The 15,245-nt window shown below is 63.7% G+C and carries 16 protein-coding genes; 11 read left to right on the top strand and 5 right to left on the bottom strand.

Annotation, left to right across the window (positions count from 1 at the left end):
• Positions 1 to 33: 33 nt before the first annotated feature.
• The gene (locus tag ACYVHT_RS06695) at positions 34 to 477 is read left to right on the top strand and encodes a response regulator (RefSeq protein WP_460549268.1); all 444 of its coding nucleotides are present in this window, start codon (positions 34 to 36) and stop codon (positions 475 to 477) included.
• Positions 478 to 528: 51 nt separating this feature from the next.
• Here ACYVHT_RS06695 and ACYVHT_RS06690 read toward each other — a convergent pair whose 3' ends face one another.
• Both ACYVHT_RS06690 and ACYVHT_RS06685 read right to left on the bottom strand, forming a co-directional pair.
• The gene (locus ACYVHT_RS06690; protein WP_460549266.1) at positions 529 to 1,104 is read right to left on the bottom strand and encodes a ribonuclease HII; all 576 of its coding nucleotides are present in this window, start codon (positions 1,102 to 1,104) and stop codon (positions 529 to 531) included.
• Positions 1,105 to 1,186: 82 nt separating this feature from the next.
• Positions 1,187 to 1,435 carry a hypothetical protein gene (locus tag ACYVHT_RS06685; RefSeq protein ID WP_460549264.1) on the bottom strand — a complete coding sequence of 83 codons (249 nt, stop codon included), beginning with the start codon at positions 1,433 to 1,435 and terminating at the stop codon, positions 1,187 to 1,189.
• A 446-nt stretch (positions 1,436 to 1,881) separates the two neighbouring features.
• On the opposite strand from ACYVHT_RS06685, the gene ACYVHT_RS06680 reads away from it, so the two are divergent.
• The 9 genes from ACYVHT_RS06680 to ACYVHT_RS06640 all read left to right on the top strand — a co-directional run bounded on the left by ACYVHT_RS06680 (position 1,882) and on the right by ACYVHT_RS06640 (position 11,217).
• Positions 1,882 to 2,460 carry an NUDIX hydrolase gene (locus ACYVHT_RS06680; RefSeq protein WP_460549262.1) on the top strand — a complete coding sequence of 193 codons (579 nt, stop codon included), beginning with the start codon at positions 1,882 to 1,884 and terminating at the stop codon, positions 2,458 to 2,460.
• A gap of 57 nt (positions 2,461 to 2,517) precedes the next feature.
• The gene (locus ACYVHT_RS06675) at positions 2,518 to 3,339 is read left to right on the top strand and encodes a lysophospholipid acyltransferase family protein (protein ID WP_460549260.1); all 822 of its coding nucleotides are present in this window, start codon (positions 2,518 to 2,520) and stop codon (positions 3,337 to 3,339) included.
• A gap of 27 nt (positions 3,340 to 3,366) precedes the next feature.
• Positions 3,367 to 3,654 carry an Asp-tRNA(Asn)/Glu-tRNA(Gln) amidotransferase subunit GatC gene (gene gatC, locus ACYVHT_RS06670; protein ID WP_460549258.1) on the top strand — a complete coding sequence of 96 codons (288 nt, stop codon included), beginning with the start codon at positions 3,367 to 3,369 and terminating at the stop codon, positions 3,652 to 3,654.
• A gap of 3 nt (positions 3,655 to 3,657) precedes the next feature.
• On the top strand, positions 3,658 to 6,438 hold the full coding sequence (locus ACYVHT_RS06665; protein WP_460549256.1) for a hypothetical protein: 2,781 nt from the start codon (positions 3,658 to 3,660) through the stop codon (positions 6,436 to 6,438).
• 115 nt (positions 6,439 to 6,553) lie between these two features.
• A complete protein-coding gene (locus ACYVHT_RS06660; protein ID WP_460549254.1) occupies positions 6,554 to 7,273 on the top strand; it encodes an ABC transporter ATP-binding protein in 720 nt (239 codons plus the stop codon).
• Between the two features lie 77 nt (positions 7,274 to 7,350).
• Positions 7,351 to 7,899 carry an ATP:cob(I)alamin adenosyltransferase gene (locus tag ACYVHT_RS06655; RefSeq protein ID WP_460549251.1) on the top strand — a complete coding sequence of 183 codons (549 nt, stop codon included), beginning with the start codon at positions 7,351 to 7,353 and terminating at the stop codon, positions 7,897 to 7,899.
• 177 nt (positions 7,900 to 8,076) lie between these two features.
• Positions 8,077 to 9,141: a branched-chain amino acid transaminase gene (locus ACYVHT_RS06650; RefSeq protein ID WP_460549249.1), complete on the top strand. Its 1,065-nt coding sequence runs from the start codon at positions 8,077 to 8,079 to the stop codon at positions 9,139 to 9,141.
• A gap of 170 nt (positions 9,142 to 9,311) precedes the next feature.
• Entirely contained in the window at positions 9,312 to 10,415 is a 1,104-nt protein-coding gene (gene gcvT / locus ACYVHT_RS06645) for a glycine cleavage system aminomethyltransferase GcvT (RefSeq protein WP_460549247.1), read from the top strand.
• A gap of 82 nt (positions 10,416 to 10,497) precedes the next feature.
• Positions 10,498 to 11,217, top strand: coding sequence for a 2-phosphosulfolactate phosphatase (locus tag ACYVHT_RS06640; protein WP_460549245.1), 720 nt, complete (start codon positions 10,498 to 10,500; stop codon positions 11,215 to 11,217).
• Between the two features lie 107 nt (positions 11,218 to 11,324).
• Here ACYVHT_RS06640 and ACYVHT_RS06635 read toward each other — a convergent pair whose 3' ends face one another.
• The gene (locus tag ACYVHT_RS06635; RefSeq protein WP_460549242.1) at positions 11,325 to 11,651 is read right to left on the bottom strand and encodes a nucleotide pyrophosphohydrolase; all 327 of its coding nucleotides are present in this window, start codon (positions 11,649 to 11,651) and stop codon (positions 11,325 to 11,327) included.
• 23 nt (positions 11,652 to 11,674) lie between these two features.
• The gene (dtd, locus tag ACYVHT_RS06630) at positions 11,675 to 12,121 is read right to left on the bottom strand and encodes a D-aminoacyl-tRNA deacylase (protein ID WP_460549240.1); all 447 of its coding nucleotides are present in this window, start codon (positions 12,119 to 12,121) and stop codon (positions 11,675 to 11,677) included.
• A gap of 82 nt (positions 12,122 to 12,203) precedes the next feature.
• Between dtd and ACYVHT_RS06625 the strand changes: the two genes are divergently transcribed.
• A complete protein-coding gene (locus ACYVHT_RS06625; RefSeq protein ID WP_460549238.1) occupies positions 12,204 to 13,709 on the top strand; it encodes a hypothetical protein in 1,506 nt (501 codons plus the stop codon).
• A 76-nt stretch (positions 13,710 to 13,785) separates the two neighbouring features.
• On the opposite strand, the gene ACYVHT_RS06620 is transcribed toward ACYVHT_RS06625, so the two are convergent.
• Complete coding sequence (locus tag ACYVHT_RS06620; RefSeq protein ID WP_460549236.1) at positions 13,786 to 15,222, bottom strand: hypothetical protein; 1,437 nt, start codon at positions 15,220 to 15,222, stop codon at positions 13,786 to 13,788.
• Positions 15,223 to 15,245: the final 23 nt, after the last annotated feature.

Raw genomic sequence — 15,245 nt, 5'->3', positions numbered from 1 at the left:
GGTATTTTCCCGCTGTTGACAATTGCATAGCCTATGTCCGCCGACCATCCCACGCCCAGCATTTTGCTCGTGGAAGACGACCAGATGGACGTCATGAACGTGCAGCGCGAGCTGCGCCGCCAAAACATCAATGTTCCCATCATTCACGCGCGCAACGGCCGTGAAGCGCTCAAAATGCTCCGTGGCGAGGGTGGCGAACCCAAGATTGAAAAGCCGGATGTGGTGATGCTCGACATCAATATGCCCCGCATGAATGGCCTGGAGCTGTTGGAAGTTCTGCGCTCTGACCCGGAATTTGTGGGCCTGAACGTGTTTATCATGACTACTTCCGACCTGGAATCGGACCGGCTGAAGGCCCAGGAGCTGGCCGTGAGCGGCTACATCATCAAGCCCCTGAGCTTCGATACGTTTGGGGAGGGCGGCACCAGCGTAGATGGCTTCAGCCTGTTTCTGGACCTGCTAAAGCTGAAGCAGTAGGGGAGCAGCCCGGCAGCGCCAGGCTTAAACTTATAGCAGCACAAACGCCAGCTATAGCAACCGGAAGCCCATGCGATGATGCGGGCTGGGCCCATGCGCCCGAATTGCGGCCCGATGCGCCGCCGTTGGATAGCCTGCGTTCTGTTCCCACTTATACTCCGGAAATTCGGCCGCCAGGGCCAGCATGTGCTCGTCGCGCAAGGTTTTGGCCAGAATGGATGCCGCCGCAATGTTCCGGTAAAGCCCATCGCCGCCGATAATGCAGGTATGCTCGAAGCCGGCCAACGGACGAAAACGGTTGCCATCGACCAGCAAATGGGCCGGGATGACGGATAGCGCTGCCACCGCCCGGTGCATGGCCAGGTAGCTGGCCTGGGCGATGTTGAGGCTGGCAATTTCTGCTGTCGAAGCCTGGCCGACGGCCCAGGCTACTGCCGCACCGCAGATTTCGGGCCGCAGCGCTTCGCGCCGTTTGGCCGTTAGCTGCTTGGAATCGTTGAGAAAGCGCGGGGTGAAATCGGCGGGCAGGATGACGGCCGCCGCGAAAACCGGCCCGGCCAAACAGCCACGGCCAGCTTCGTCGAGGCCAGCTTCAAGCGCATGGCCGGTGTGAGTAGCAAGGAGCACAGCAGAGAATAAAAACGGGGAGTGAAGAAAGGCGCAAGTTCGGCGCAATTCTTCACTCCCCGCCTCAAAACGGTGCTATAGGCTAGTGGCGGCCAGCAGTGCTGCCTTCGTCGGTGGGGTCGGTTTCGCCCCGGCGCTGGCCCTGGCTGTCGCGCGGCCCTTCATCGATTTCAGAGTCTTCGTCGGTGGTCACGTATTCGTTGGTGACGGGGCCGAGGCCACCGGTATTGCGGGCGAGGTCGGCTTCGGCTTCGGCATGCTTGAGGTTGAAGAGGGGGTCGTGTTCTTCGGCGTTGGCGTTTTGCTTGGACTTGGAATTGGGCTGAGCCATGGGAAAAGGACCGGCCGGGATGTGGCAGCCGGAGTACTCGGTGGTACGGTCCCGCACACTTCAGGGTTGATGGCCCTACGCCGCTACGCCGCTTTACAGCATCAAACCACCTTTTTGGACACAAAAAAGGCCACCGCACAAGTGCGATGGCCTTAAAGTGGCGGGTCCGGCTTAGAGGTGTCTACCCCACCTTTTCAGCCAGAGCGCCGCCGCACGAGAGGTCCTTCCTTTCCACATTTCCAGCCCGTGCGGGGGTACTTATGGGTCAAAGCTACGAAAACTTGAAGGCGGAGCGCAAGTAATAATGGACAAACACCGGAAATTAGCCGGCCAATGGCGTACTATTCCCGGCGGATGGCGAACTATAGCCGACGAATGCCTAAGTATTAGCCGCAGGCACATCCGTAGTTTTACCAGAGTATTTAACAATCATTTTTTTAGAAACGATGCCATCATCCATTCCTCCAGCAGTTGATGAAGCCCACAACCCCTGGCAAACCCTCAGCACGGAAGTGAAATACCACAACCCCTGGATTTCGGTGCGCGAAGACCAGGTGCTGAATCCCGGCGGCGGCCGGGGCATCTACGGCGTGGTAACGATGAAAAACAAAGCCCTGGGCATTGTGCCCGTCGATGCCGAAGGCAATACCTGGCTGGTGGGCCAGTACCGCTACCCGCTGAATGAGTACAGCTGGGAAATTCCGATGGGCGGCGGCCCGGTAGAACTCGACTGCCTAGAATCGGCGCAGCGGGAGCTGAAGGAAGAAACCGGCATGACGGCCGCCCGCTGGACCTGCATTGCCCGGCTGCACACTTCCAACTCCGTGACCGACGAAGAGGGCTTTGTGTACCTAGCCGAAGACCTGACCGAAGGCGACGTCGAACCCGAAGAAACCGAGGACCTGCGCCTCTGGAAGCTGCCCCTGGCCCAGGCCATTCAGATGGTGATGGACGACCGCATTACGGACTGCGTGAGCGTGGCGGGCCTGCTGAAAGCGGAGAAGGTGCTGGCGGGCCGTCGATAACGGTGGGGGCTGCCGCGCCCGCGCCGTTCTTCCTATCCGGGCCGTAACTTTGCCGGTATGCGCCACTTGCTTCGCTACATCGGCCAGCGCCTATACACTACCTGGGCCACGTTCTGGTTTGTTCTGCCATTCGTGCTCACCTACCCGCTGCAATGGTACTTCAGCCGGCGGCCGGGCGGGCACAAGGTGGTGCACGCCATCAACCGGTGGTGGTCGTGGCTGTCGATTACGATGTGGGGCGTGCCCGTGGAAGTGGTGCGCGAAAGCGCTGGCCCCAACCCGCAGCCCTGCGTGTACGTGTCGAACCACGGCTCGTACATCGACATCATGATGCTGTTCAAGTACATCCCGGGTTTTCTGAACATGATGGGCAAGGCGTCATTGGCGAAAACGCCGGTGTGGGGGCCCATCTTCGGCCGCGTTTACATCACCGTGGACCGGGCCAGCGCCGTGAGCCGGGGCCGGGCCATGGTGGCGGCGCGCCGCAGCCTGGCCGAGGGCAAGAGCATTGCCATTTTTGCCGAGGGCCGCATTTCGCCCACGCCGGGCAAGGAGCTGCTGCCGTTTCTGGATGGTGCCTTTCAGCTGGCCATCGATGCTGGCGTGCCGATAGTGCCGGTGGGCCAGCCGCTCAACCACATGTTTATGCCCGACGTGGCCGGTAGCCTGCGGGTGCGCTACCATCGCCTCAAAATTGTTTTTCACCCGCCCATTTCCACCGCCGGCCTCACGCTGGCCGATGTGCCGGCGCTCAAGGAGCGCGTGGCGGCCCTGCTGGCCGGCGATTTCCTGCCCGAAGGCGCGGTGAAGCCCGGCCCGAGTACCTGGCGGGCTCCGGCAGACGTTACGTCTACTGAGAAACAGCCGGCCAACTCTTAACGCACAACTTTTAACTCATAACCATACATGAGCACCGACCTCGGAACCCTGCGCGGCCTGGCCCACCTGGCCCGCCTCGAATTTGACGAAACCCGCGAGAAGCAGATGCTCGGCGACCTGAACAACATTCTGGACTTTGTGGCCCAGCTCGAAAGCGTGGACACGGCCGGCGTGGAGCCGCTGGTGCATTTGTCGCAGGAAATCAACGTGCTGCGCGACGATGACGCCCGCAACACGGTGAGCCATCAGGAAGGGCTGCGCAATGCCCCACGCAAGGATTCGGACTATTTCCGGGTGCCCAAAGTGCTGGAATAGAGCGTGGCGCAACAACGTTCGAACCGCGCCGAGCGGCCCGGCTGGCTGGCAATCCTGGCCGCGCTGGCCGTGGGGCTCACTATTTTCTATTACTTCACCGGCGAAGCCAGCACCCTGCCCCTGCGCGAGGTGCCGCACCTGCAAGCCGTGCCGCTCACGCTGGACAGCGTGGCGGCCGGGCCGGTGCACCTGCCCGTGCAGGCCAGCGGCTTCATCGTGACGCTGACGCACGACGTGGCCGGGCCCTTCACGCAGCCGCTGGCCGCCGGCCTGTTCCTGCTGCTGCTGGCCGTGACGCTGGCCGGCTGGGTGGCGGTGGTAAGCACGCTGGCGCGGCCGGCTTTTGTGGCGGGCATGGTGCCCGTCATTTTCCTGCTGCTGTCGCTGAATACCGAGTCGCTGGGTATTTTCAACACCAGCGAGCGGTATTTTCTGTACCTCATGCTGGGCTTGGTTGGCGGCGGCGGCTTTGGCCTGCACGCTTTTGCCGAGAGCCTGGCTTTGCGCTGGCGGGCCGTGCTGATGGGGGCCGTAGTGGCGGGCCTGGCTGCATTGCTGTACGCCCAGAGCCTGCTGTCGGCCACCGAAACTACCTTGCAGCTGGCCGCCTATGCCACGCCCGGCGGAGCCGTGCTGGTGGCGCTGGTGGTGCTGTGGGTAGGGGTGGAGAACGTGCGGGCCCTGCTGTGGTTCAACACCCAGGCCGAGCAGGCGAGCGGGCGCTTTGGGCTGGTGCCCTTTGTGCTGGCGGCCGGGCTCTACGTGGGCGTGGTGATTTTGTATGTGTGGAACGGCGGCGTGCTGGAGCTGCTGCCGGGGGTGAACCTCGACCCGCTGGTGCTGCTGGTGCCGGCCGTGGTGGCCGGCTGGCTGGGCCTGCGCCTGCGGGCTCCCAGCTATGCCGAGTGGGTGCCCTATGCCCAGGGCGCGGCGCAGCTGTATCCGCTGGCGGTGCTGGGCGCGGCCGGGGCGCTGGGCTATGCCCTGGCTACGGCCAACACGCCCTTGCTGGTGGCGGCGCGCAGCTTCACGGGGCTGGCGCTGGCCACGGTGGGCGGAGCTTTCCTGCTGTATGTGCTCATGAATTTTGGGGGGCTGATAAAGCAGCGGCTGCGGGTGTACCGGGTGGTGTTTGAGCCGCGCCGGCTGCCGTTTTATCCGGTGTACATTCTGGCGCTGGGCATCATCATCATGGTGCAGTCGCGGATGGATTTTCCGCTGGCCGACCAGGTGCTGGCGGGCCAGTTCAACTACTTGGGCGACCTGACGCGCCAGCAAAGCGAAGCCGCCCCCGACGAGCTGGGCCTGGCCGGGCTGGCCGAGCGCTACTACGCCGAAAGCGGCGACGTGCGCTACCGGAGCAACCTGCACGCCGAGTTTGGCCGGGCGGCGCTCTACCGTTTCCGGCAGCAGCGCCAGAACGAGATTAATTCGCTGCGCCGGGCCCTGCTGCGCGGGCCCAATGAAAAGGTGTCGCTGCGGCTGGCCTCGCTCTACAACGCCCCGGAGGACCTGTTCGATGGCCTTGAGATTTTGCGGCGCGGCCTGAAAGCCCAGCCGCGCAGTGCCGCGCTGGCCGGTGATTTGGCGCAGCTGTTCACCCAGACCTCGCTGAGCGACTCCACGGCTTTTTACCTTGATAAAACCGAGCAGCTGGCCCCCGGCAGCTACGCCAGCCGCACCAACCAGCTGGCTTTCCTCCTGAGTCAGAATCTGCTGTCCGAAGCCCGCCAGCGCAGTGCTAAGCTGACGGTGAAAACCACCGAGCCGGCCCTGATGAGCAACTACGCGCTGCTGCAGCTGAGCACCAAAACGCCGCTGGAGCTGACGCCCACGGCCCCCGATGCCTCGGTGCGCGTGCTGGATGAGGCCAGCTTTGCCCAGCTCTACCACGCCGTATTGCTGTATGTGGCGCGGCATAAAAACCAGCTGACACCAGCACTATTCAAGCAGCTTAATCAGCTGACTGCGCAGCCGGCCAACGCGGATTATTACGAGCAGCTGCTGTTTCTGCAGGCGCTGGCCCGCCATGCGCTGGGGCAGGAGCAGGTGGCGCGGCAGCTGCTTCTGCCGCTGGCGGCCGGCACCTCGGCCACGGCCGCCTACTACCAGCAGCTGCTGGGGCTGTGGCAGCTGCAGCAGGGACAGTACGCCACGGCTGCCGACCAGCTGGGCTTTGCCGCCTCGCACGGTGCGCCGCAGGCCGCCGAAATGCGCGTTTACGCCCTGGCCCTGACGGGCAATGCGGACTCGGTGCGGGCAGCCACGGCCCGGCTGCTGGCCTCGGCCGATACGGCGCAGCAGCGGCAGGCGCGGCAGGCCCAACGGCTGCTGGCGGCCGGGCTTCCGGTTGCAACGCCGGACAGCTCGCGAATCGGAGCCGATTGGCTCAACGCGGCCCGCGCGGCCGAGCAGCAGGGCAACGTGGCGGCCGCCACCAAAAGCTACCAGCGCATCGTGCGCGAAGCACCGTTCAACGAAGCCGCTATTCTGGCGGCCGGGCGCTTCTTTACCAGCCGCCACGAGGCCACGGCTGCCTACGAAGCCCTGCGGGCCGGGCTGGACGAAAACCCGCAGTCGCTGCCGCTGCTGCGGGCCTACGTGCTGGCCGCCGCCGATGCCGGCCTCACCGACTACGCCGCCGACGCGCTGGCCCAGCTGCGCCGGCTGCTGCCCACGGCGGCGTATGCTACATTAGCAACCGAATACGCCGCCCGGCAGGCAGCCCGGGCGGCTGCCGCCGCGTCCTTCTCTGGTGCGCCGGCGGCTTCGCCCCAGCAATAAGCTTTCAAGTAACAAGACCCGAGTAATAAGTAGGATGACTTTTGCGATAGAGGTGTTCTACGAGTGGCGACGGTCCTGGGACTTGCTACTTGATTCCAACTACTGACTCAGCCCCATGAATTCAAACGTTATCGAAACCACGGACATCGCCAAATCCTATGTGATGGGCACGGAGGTGATTAATGCCCTGCGCTCGGTCACCATCCAGATTCCGCGGGGCGAGTACGTGGCGTTTATGGGGCCGTCGGGCTCGGGCAAATCGACGCTGATGAACATTGTGGGCTGCCTCGACACGCCCAGCAAAGGGCAGTACATTCTCAACGGCCAGGACGTGAGCCGCATGAGCGACAACCAGCTGGCCGAAGTGCGCAACAAGGAAATCGGCTTCGTTTTCCAGAGCTTTAACCTGTTGCCCCGCGCCACGGCCCTCGACAACGTGGCCCTGCCGCTCATCTACGCCGGCCTGAACAAGCGCGACCGCAGCGAGCGCGCCATGGAGTCGCTGCGCTCGGTGGGCCTGGCCGACCGCGCCTCGCACCGCCCCAACGAGCTTTCGGGCGGGCAGCGCCAGCGCGTGGCCATTGCCCGCGCCCTCGTCAACAACCCCAGCGTGCTGCTGGCCGACGAGCCCACCGGCGCCCTCGACTCCAAAACCAGCCACGAAATCATGGACCTGTTTGAGGCGCTGTATGCCAAAGGCAACACCATCATCATGGTGACGCACGAGGAGGACATTGCCCGCTATGCCCACCGCATTGTGCGCCTGCGCGATGGCCTGGTGGAGTCCGATGAAATCAACAACGACGTGATGAAACACGCCGTGGCGGGGCATTAAAAGGATGATTTGCTGCTATGGGCCGTCATGCTGAGCGGAGTCGAAGCATGACGTTTAAGATAGAACCAACCTGTTTCATGAAAATCTACACCAAGACCGGCGACAAAGGCCTCACGTCCCTCATCGGCGGCACGCGCGTGCCCAAGAGCAGCCTGCGCATCGAGTGCTACGGCACGGTGGATGAGCTGAACTCCCACATCGGGCTGGTGCGCGACCAGGACGTGAACGCCGGTCGCCGGCCGCTGCTCAAGGAAATTCAGGACCGCCTGTTCACCATCGGCTCGGCCCTGGCCGCCGACCCGGAGAAGTCGAAAATGAAGCTGCCCGACCTGCACGCCGCCGACGTGACGCTGCTGGAAGACGAAATGGACCGCCTCAACCTGGACCTGCCGGAACTGCGGGCCTTCATTTTGCCGGGCGGGCACCCGGCCGTGAGCCACGCGCACGTAGCCCGCTGCGTGTGCCGCCGGGCCGAGCGCCTGGTCATTCACCTGGCCGAAGATTCCTTCGTGGCCGACTTGGTTGTGGTTTACCTGAACCGCCTGTCCGACTTCCTGTTTGTGCTGAGCCGGGCCATGGCCCACGAGCTGGGCGTGGAAGAAGTGACCTGGCAGGCCCGCCTCTGAACCGAAACAGTATCGGCAAACGTCCTGTAGCGTGAGGGCCGGCTGCTGATGCGTTGGACGCCCGGGCGGGCTTCGTCAATTCCGTTTTACCGTTCTTTGCAGCGGCATCCAGCTTCCGTTGCCTACGCACTCCCTCCCCAAATCCCACCCACTTTCTTACCCTGAATTCGCATTCTTATGATTGATACGCTCCCAATCAACACGCAGCGCACCGCCGCTTCCCGGCTGGCCGAAGTCGACTTCGACCACCTCGAATTCGGCAAGGCTTTTTCTGACCACATGTTTGCCGTGGATTTTCACGACGGCGAGTGGCAGAATGCCCAGATAGTGCCCTACGGCGACATGGCCGTGAGCCCCGCCAATTCGGCTCTGCATTACGGTCAGGCCATTTTTGAGGGCATGAAGGCCTACCGCCAGGCCGATGGCGGTGTGGCCTTGTTTCGGCCCTTCGATAACTGGGCCCGTCTCAATTCCTCGGCCGAGCGCATGTGCATGCCCACCATTTCGGAGGAGCTGTTTATGCAAGGCCTGAGCGAGCTGATTCGCCTCGATGAGAAATGGGTGCCCAACGCGCCCGGCTACTCGCTCTACATCCGGCCCTTTATGTTTGCCACCGATGGTTTCATCGGCGTGCGGCCGTCGGATTCGTACCGGCTGATGATTTTCACCTGCCCGGTGGGCCTCTACTTCAACAAGCCGTTGCGCGTGCGCTTCGAGCAGAAGTACGTGCGCTCGGCCGAAGGCGGCGCGGGCTACGCCAAAAACGCCGGCAACTACGGCGCGGCCATGTACCCCACCAAGCTGGCCCAGACGGAAGGCTACAACCAGCTCATATGGACCGATGCCTCGGAGCACCAGTACGTGGAAGAATCGGGCACGATGAATGCCATATTCGTGATTGACGGCCGCGTGGTGACGCCCGCCCTCAGCACCAGCATCCTGAACGGCGTGACGCGCCGCAGCGTGCTGCAGCTGGCCCTCGACATGGGCCTGACCGTGGAAGAGCGCCGCGTGAGCAGCCGCGAAGTGATGGAGGCTCTGGCCGCCGGCAAGCTCAACGAAGCCTTCGGCGTGGGCACGGCCGCCACCATCGCGCCCATTGCCACCATCGGCTACCAGGGCCAGGACTACGACCTGCCCGCCACCGACTCCAAATCCTTCTCCAGCCGCGTGAGCGCGGCGCTGGATGCCATTCGCACCGGCCAGGGAGCCGATGTGCACAACTGGATGGTGCGGGTGTAATGTAGCGCGAACGTTGTAGTTCGCGTCCCCGCGCCGTGGTCGCGGTTTTCGTTCTGGGATGCGAACTACAACGTTCGCGCTATTGAAAAAGCCGCTTCAATCCGAAGCGGCTTTTCTTTTTTGTCCCACCTTTGCAGCCACAAACCCACCACCTGTCAAAACACCCGTTCATGACCGTTTCCCTGAAAACCGTTACCCTCAACGACACGCACCGCCAGCTGGGTGCCAAAATGGTGCCCTTTGCCGGCTACGACATGCCGGTGCGCTATTCCTCCGACCTCGACGAGCACCACACCGTGCGCCGGGCGGTGGGCATTTTCGACGTGTCGCACATGGGCGAGTTTCGGGTGCGCGGCCCGCAGGCGCTCGACCTGATTCAGCGCGTGACCAGCAACGACGCCAGCAAGCTCACCGATGGCAAAGCCCAGTACTCGTGCCTGCCCAACAACGACGGCGGCATCGTGGACGACCTGCTGGTGTACAAGCTGGCCGATGAGGATTACCTGCTGGTAGTGAATGCCTCAAACATCGAGAAAGACTGGAGCTGGATTCAGCAGCACAACACGCAGGGCGTGGAGATGGAAGATATTTCAGACCGTACCAGCCTCTTCGCTGTGCAGGGCCCGAAGGCTACGGCGGCGCTGCAGTCGCTCACGGACGTGGACCTGAGCAGCATTCCGTACTATTCCTTCGTGCAGGGCACCTTCGCCGGCGCGCCCGATGTCATCATCTCGGCCACCGGCTACACCGGCGCGGGCGGCTTTGAGCTGTACATTCCGAACGAAAGCGCGGCGGAAGTATGGGATAAGGTAATGCTGGCCGGCCAGCCCTACGGCATCAAGCCCATCGGCCTGGGCGCGCGCGACACGCTGCGCCTCGAAATGGGCTACTGCCTCTACGGCAACGACATCGACGACACGACCTCGCCCCTGGAAGCCGGCCTGGGCTGGATTACCAAGTTCACCAAGGACTTCACCAACTCCGAAAACCTCAAAAAGCAGAAAGAGGCCGGCGTGACCAAAAAGCTGGTCGGCTTCGTGATGGACGGCCCCGGCATCCCGCGCGGCCACTACGAGCTGGTGGATGCCGACGGCCAGAAAATCGGGGACGTGACGAGCGGCACGCAGTCGCCCTCGCTCAGCAAGGGCATCGGCCTGGGCTACGTGAAAACCGAGTTTGCTGCCCCCGGCACCCCGATTTTCGTGCAGATTCGCGGCAAAAACCTGCCCGCCACGGTGAGCAAGCTGCCGCTCACCAAAGGCACGGAGGAATAATTATTTAGTGGTTAATGATTAACGGTTAGTGGTTAACGGTTGGTCATTAACCACTAACCGTTAATCATTAACCACTAAATAAGTGCCCAAACTAGATATTTGCTTTTCTCCCGAGCTGCTGCCGCTCTACGACCTGCGCGGCAAGGTGGCCGTCATCGTTGATGTTCTGCGCGCTTCCAGCACCATTGTCACGGCGCTGGGGGAGGGCATCACCCACGTTTTCCCGGTGGCTTCGCTGGACGAATGCACGGCCTATGGCCAGGAGCACGGCTGCCTGACCGCCGCCGAGCGCGACGGCATTCAGGCCGATGGCGTCGACCTGGGCAATTCGCCCTTTGGCTTTCTGGCGGAAGGGCGCCCATTGCGGGGCCGCGCCCTCACCATCAGCACCACCAATGGGACTACGGCGCTGCGCCGCTCCCTGGCGGCGGCCGAAATCGTAGTTGGCTCCTTCCTGAACCTGGGCGCCGTAGCCGACTTTGCCCGGACGCAGCAGCGCGATGTGCTGGTGGTGTGCGCCGGCTGGAAAGGCCAGTTCTGCCTCGAAGACACGGTGTTCGGTGGCGCGTTGGCCGAGCGGCTGGCGGCGGATTTCGACGTGCGCAGCTCCGATGCGACGCTGGCGGCGCTGCACCTGTGGGAGCAGGCCAAGGCTGATTTATCGGCCTATCTGCTGCAGTCGTCGCACGTTCGGCGGCTCAACTCGCTGGAAGCCAGCAAGGATTTTGAGTTTTGCATCACGATTGACTCTTATGCCTCGGTTCTGCCCATCTGGCGTGAGGATAGGCTGGTGTTGGAGTAGAACCCTATTGGCTGTCATGCTGAACGCAGTGAAGCACCTTATTACGTTCGAACACTATTGTGCCGACGTGATAAGGTGCTTCACTGCGTTCAGCATGACGGGGATGCCTACTTCAGCTTCTCGTTGTTCTGGTGCCGCTGGCTGTCGCGCTGGGTTTTCTTGGCCAGGTTGCGGGTCATGGCTTCGGTGAGATTGACGCCGGTTTGGTTGGCCAGGCAGATGACGACGAACAGCACGTCGGCCAGCTCGTCGGCCAGCTCACGGCCTTTGTCCGATTCCTTGAAGGACTGCTCGCCGTACTGACGCGCGATGAGGCGGGCCACTTCGCCCACTTCCTCGGTGAGGATGGCCATGTTGGTCAGCTCGTTGAAATAGCGCACGCCGGTGGTGCTTATCCAGGTATCGACGGTTTTCTGGGCTTCTTCGAGGGTCATATCGGGAAAGAAAAGAATAAAGTTTACGCCGGCGAATCGAGCACAATCGTGACCGGGCCGTCGTTGAGCAGGCTCACCTGCATATCGGCCCCGAAGATGCCGGTGGGCACGGGCCGGCCCAGCTCGGCGGCTACCAGGGCCACAAACTGCTGGTACAGCGGCTCGGCCACGGCCGGCGGCGCGGCCCCGATGTAGCTGGGCCGGTTGCCCTTGCGCGCATCGGCCAGCAGCGTAAACTGGCTCACCACCAGCACCTGGCCGCCGATGTCCTGCACGCTGCGGTTCATCTGGCCGTTCTCGTCGCCGAAAATGCGCAGCTGCACCAGCTTGCGGCACATCCAGGTGAGAGAGGCGGTGTTGTCGGTAGGGGCGAAGCCGGCGAGCACCAGCAGGCCGGGCCCAATCTGGCCCGTAACCTGGGCTTCGACGGTAACCCGGGCTTCGCGAACGCGCTGAATGACGAGGCGCATAGAAATCAGAACAGTGGAGTGAGCGGTAAACATGTTGGTGCCGCAGTGCCGACCTTCGCGTTCTTCAACGCTTAGCCTGCTTATGCGCCCAACTGCTGCTGCAAATAACGCCCGCCCGGCGGCTCGCCGCATTTGGTGGCTGCTGGCGGCGCTGGTGCTGGTGGCAGGCATGCGGCTGTGGCGGCTGCCCGAAGCCGGCCCGCCCGACTACGACTCGGTGCGCAACTGGCAGGTAATTCAGGAGTTGGCGCAGGGCAACTGGGTGCATTTGTTCCACCACGGCAGCCCGGGGTTTTTGTTGCTCTACGTTCCGGTTGCGCTGCTTACGCGGCAGTTTCTGGTTTTCCAGACCCTGAATGCGCTGCTGGGCGTGGCCGGGTTGGGCACGTTTGCGGCGTGGGTGGCCCGGCAGGCGCGGCTGCGCGGCCCGGAGGCGGCGGGGCTGGCGCTGCTGGGGGGCACGTCGCTGCTGCTCACGTTTTCGGGGCGCGATTTTACCATGAGCTCCGCAAGTCTGCTGCTGATGACGGGACTGATGCGCAGCCATTTTGCTCGCTTGCAGCGGCCCACGCCCGCCGCGCTGGGGCAGGTGGCCGGCTGGCTGGCGCTGGGGCTTTGCTTCAACTACAAATTCCTGTTTGCGCTGCCCATTCTGGCGGTGCTGGAAGCGTGGCAGGCCGATGCGCTGTGGCGGCAGGCCTGGGGCCGGGTGCTGCTGCTGCTGGCCGCGCCCTATGCATTGTTTGGGGGCATTGGGGTGGCCGTGGGGCTGCCGTGGTACCGCTGGCTGGGTTTTTACGTGCGTACCGTGCTGCCCAAAACGGCCAATGCTGCCGGCCGCCACGCCACGCTGCACCTCGATTTGCTGTACTACATCCGCTATTTGCAGCGCTTCGAGTCGCCGCTGCTGCTGCTGGGCCTGCTGGGCGCGGGGTGGCTGGTGTGGCGCGCGCGGCGGCAGTGGCGGGCCCGGCCCATGCCGTTGTTTGCGTATCTGCTGGCATGGTCGGGCTGCTGGCTGGCGGGCATGTCGCTGCTGATAAAAGCCCCGCGCGGCCTGCTGTTTGCCTACCTGCCGCTGGCGGCGCTGGCCGTGCTGAGTGGCCGCCAGCTACTGCCCAAAGGAGTGGTAGTGGCAGTGCTGGTGGCCGCCGTGGGTTGGAATATGGTCCAAATCCAGCGGCAGCTTTACGCGCCGCTGCCCGCGCGCTACCCGCAAGTGGCCGCGTGGCTGCGGCAGCACGGCGCTACCAGCGTAGCCAGCACCGTAGGAGCCGGCCTCGCGCCCTATCTGGCCGCCAACCAGCAGCTTACCATCGTCACCGATGAGCGCCAGCTGGGCGAGTTGCGACGGCAGGGCTGCCAGTACGTGCTGCTCGACGGCTACTGGCGCGTGGCCGGCATCGCCAGATTCGACTCGCTGCGGCGGCAGGTGCCCGTGGCGGCGTGGCCCGCGCCGCAGCTGCAGCAGCAGCTGCTGTTGCTGGAGCATTCGGAGTTTACCGGGCTGGGGTTTGCCGAAACCCTGGCCGCCAGCCGCGCCGCCGCTGCCGACTCGCTGCCGCTGCGCCTGTACCGGCTGCGCTGATTACGCCCGCCCCCTAAAACGCAAAACGAGGCCCCCAACCTGCGTCGGAGGGCCTCGTTCTGTTTTGAGCGACTGCTTACTGCGCCGTGGTGGGCAGCTTGTTCACATCGATGGCCGGGATGTTGGTGCGGTAGGCCCGGTTGATGGCCGTGATGAAGGCATTGGCCAACAGGCCGTTGCCGCGCGGCGTGAGCGAGTAGTAGTCAACCGAAAAGAACCCGCCCCGAATGGGCTCGGCCGAATACTGCACGCCACCCACCGAAATGATTCCATCGACCTGCGAGAACAATGCGTCGTTCAGGTTGAGGGCACTTTCGTTGGTGGACGTTGTGATGACGGGCAGCTTGTAGGTTTTGGCCAGGGTTTCGAGGCCGGGGGCAGCCGGGGCCACGCCCGCGTTGTTGTTGTAGTTGCTGATGGCGGCCGTGAGCAGGTTCATCTCGGTGGTGCCATCCAGCACGTCGGCATTGCGGATGGGGTTGCGCACGTCGCGGCCGTAGGGCAGCATGAGGGTGGTGCTGCCCACCAGCACGGGGGTGGGCAGGCCAATGCGCGGAATGGCCGTGGCCAGCACGTAGTCGCTGCCCGTGATGGGCTGGCCGGTGCCGCTGCCCAGCGGGTCTTCGATGTAGAGCAGGGCGTTGTCGCCGAAGGCCGCCTGCAGGCGGGCCTGCAGCCGGTCGCCCTGGCCGAGGCTCAGCAGCGGAATGGTGGTGATGTTGGGCAGCTTGGCGATAACGCCCTGCCGCCCGCCCGCCGTCAGCACATCGAGAATGCGCTTGGCGTTAATTTTCATCGTGTTGGCAAACGTGGAAGTCGGCACCGAGCCGCAGGTGCCGCCGCTGCGGATGTAGGGCATCAGGTCGTCGAGCCCCTGAAAGAACGTGAAGAAGGTGGCCGAGCTGGCCGCCGTGGTCACGGCCTGCAGGTAGGTGCGGCTGTCGGCGGCCGGCAGCAGGCGCTCGAAGTACGGGTTGAAATTGCTGTTGCCCGGCGTGGCGTTCGACTGGTTGCCGAGGTTGGCGGTGGCAATCTGGCTCAGGAGCAGGCTCGGAATGCCCAGGTTCTGGGGCAGGGTGCCGGCCGAGGCGCTGCGCGTGAGCAGGCGCACGGTATCGGGCCCGATGCAGGCGCTGGGGTTGATGACCGTGCCGCGCACGGCCTGGCCGGCCACGCGGCGGGTCCGCACGTAGCCCACCGACGACACATCCAGGAAATTCAGGTAGCCCGAGCCCGTGCCGTCAATCACCGGCTGGGTGAAGGTGCCGCCCGAAAAAGCCTGGAATTGCTTGGCCAGCTGGTTGGGGAAGGAATATTCCTGGCTGTTGCGGGTGAGGCCGCCGGCGCTGATGCCCGCTGTGTAGGTGTCGCCCACGGCGAGGTAGCTGGCCACGTTCACGTTGGTGACGGGCGTGGGCGTGTCCTGGCCGGGAGCGCAGGCGGTGAGCAGCAGGGTGGTGGCGGCGGCAACAAAGCCCGCCGTGCGCCCCGAATTCAGGCAAAGATTCTTCATCACAAAAAAGGAAATCAGCTCGG

It is taken from the genome of Hymenobacter daeguensis (assembly GCF_054780555.1).
Note: the sequence above shows the minus strand (reverse complement) of the source record. Positions and strands in the feature narration are given on the sequence as shown.

What these genes read in the sequence shown, in the direction of transcription:
- ACYVHT_RS06695 (WP_460549268.1), top strand. Translation starts at nt 34, where the DNA reads ATGTCCGCCGACCATCCCACGCCCAGCATTTTGCTCGTGGAAGACGAC.
- ACYVHT_RS06685 (WP_460549264.1), bottom strand. Translation starts at nt 1,435, where the DNA reads ATGGCTCAGCCCAATTCCAAGTCCAAGCAAAACGCCAACGCCGAAGAA.
- ACYVHT_RS06680 (WP_460549262.1), top strand. Translation starts at nt 1,882, where the DNA reads ATGCCATCATCCATTCCTCCAGCAGTTGATGAAGCCCACAACCCCTGG.
- ACYVHT_RS06675 (WP_460549260.1), top strand. Translation starts at nt 2,518, where the DNA reads ATGCGCCACTTGCTTCGCTACATCGGCCAGCGCCTATACACTACCTGG.
- gatC (WP_460549258.1), top strand. Translation starts at nt 3,367, where the DNA reads ATGAGCACCGACCTCGGAACCCTGCGCGGCCTGGCCCACCTGGCCCGC.
- ACYVHT_RS06660 (WP_460549254.1), top strand. Translation starts at nt 6,554, where the DNA reads ATGAATTCAAACGTTATCGAAACCACGGACATCGCCAAATCCTATGTG.
- ACYVHT_RS06655 (WP_460549251.1), top strand. Translation starts at nt 7,351, where the DNA reads ATGAAAATCTACACCAAGACCGGCGACAAAGGCCTCACGTCCCTCATC.
- ACYVHT_RS06650 (WP_460549249.1), top strand. Translation starts at nt 8,077, where the DNA reads ATGATTGATACGCTCCCAATCAACACGCAGCGCACCGCCGCTTCCCGG.
- gcvT (WP_460549247.1), top strand. Translation starts at nt 9,312, where the DNA reads ATGACCGTTTCCCTGAAAACCGTTACCCTCAACGACACGCACCGCCAG.
- ACYVHT_RS06635 (WP_460549242.1), bottom strand. Translation starts at nt 11,651, where the DNA reads ATGACCCTCGAAGAAGCCCAGAAAACCGTCGATACCTGGATAAGCACC.
- dtd (WP_460549240.1), bottom strand. Translation starts at nt 12,121, where the DNA reads ATGCGCCTCGTCATTCAGCGCGTTCGCGAAGCCCGGGTTACCGTCGAA.
- ACYVHT_RS06625 (WP_460549238.1), top strand. Translation starts at nt 12,204, where the DNA reads ATGCGCCCAACTGCTGCTGCAAATAACGCCCGCCCGGCGGCTCGCCGC.
- ACYVHT_RS06620 (WP_460549236.1), bottom strand. Translation starts at nt 15,222, where the DNA reads ATGAAGAATCTTTGCCTGAATTCGGGGCGCACGGCGGGCTTTGTTGCC.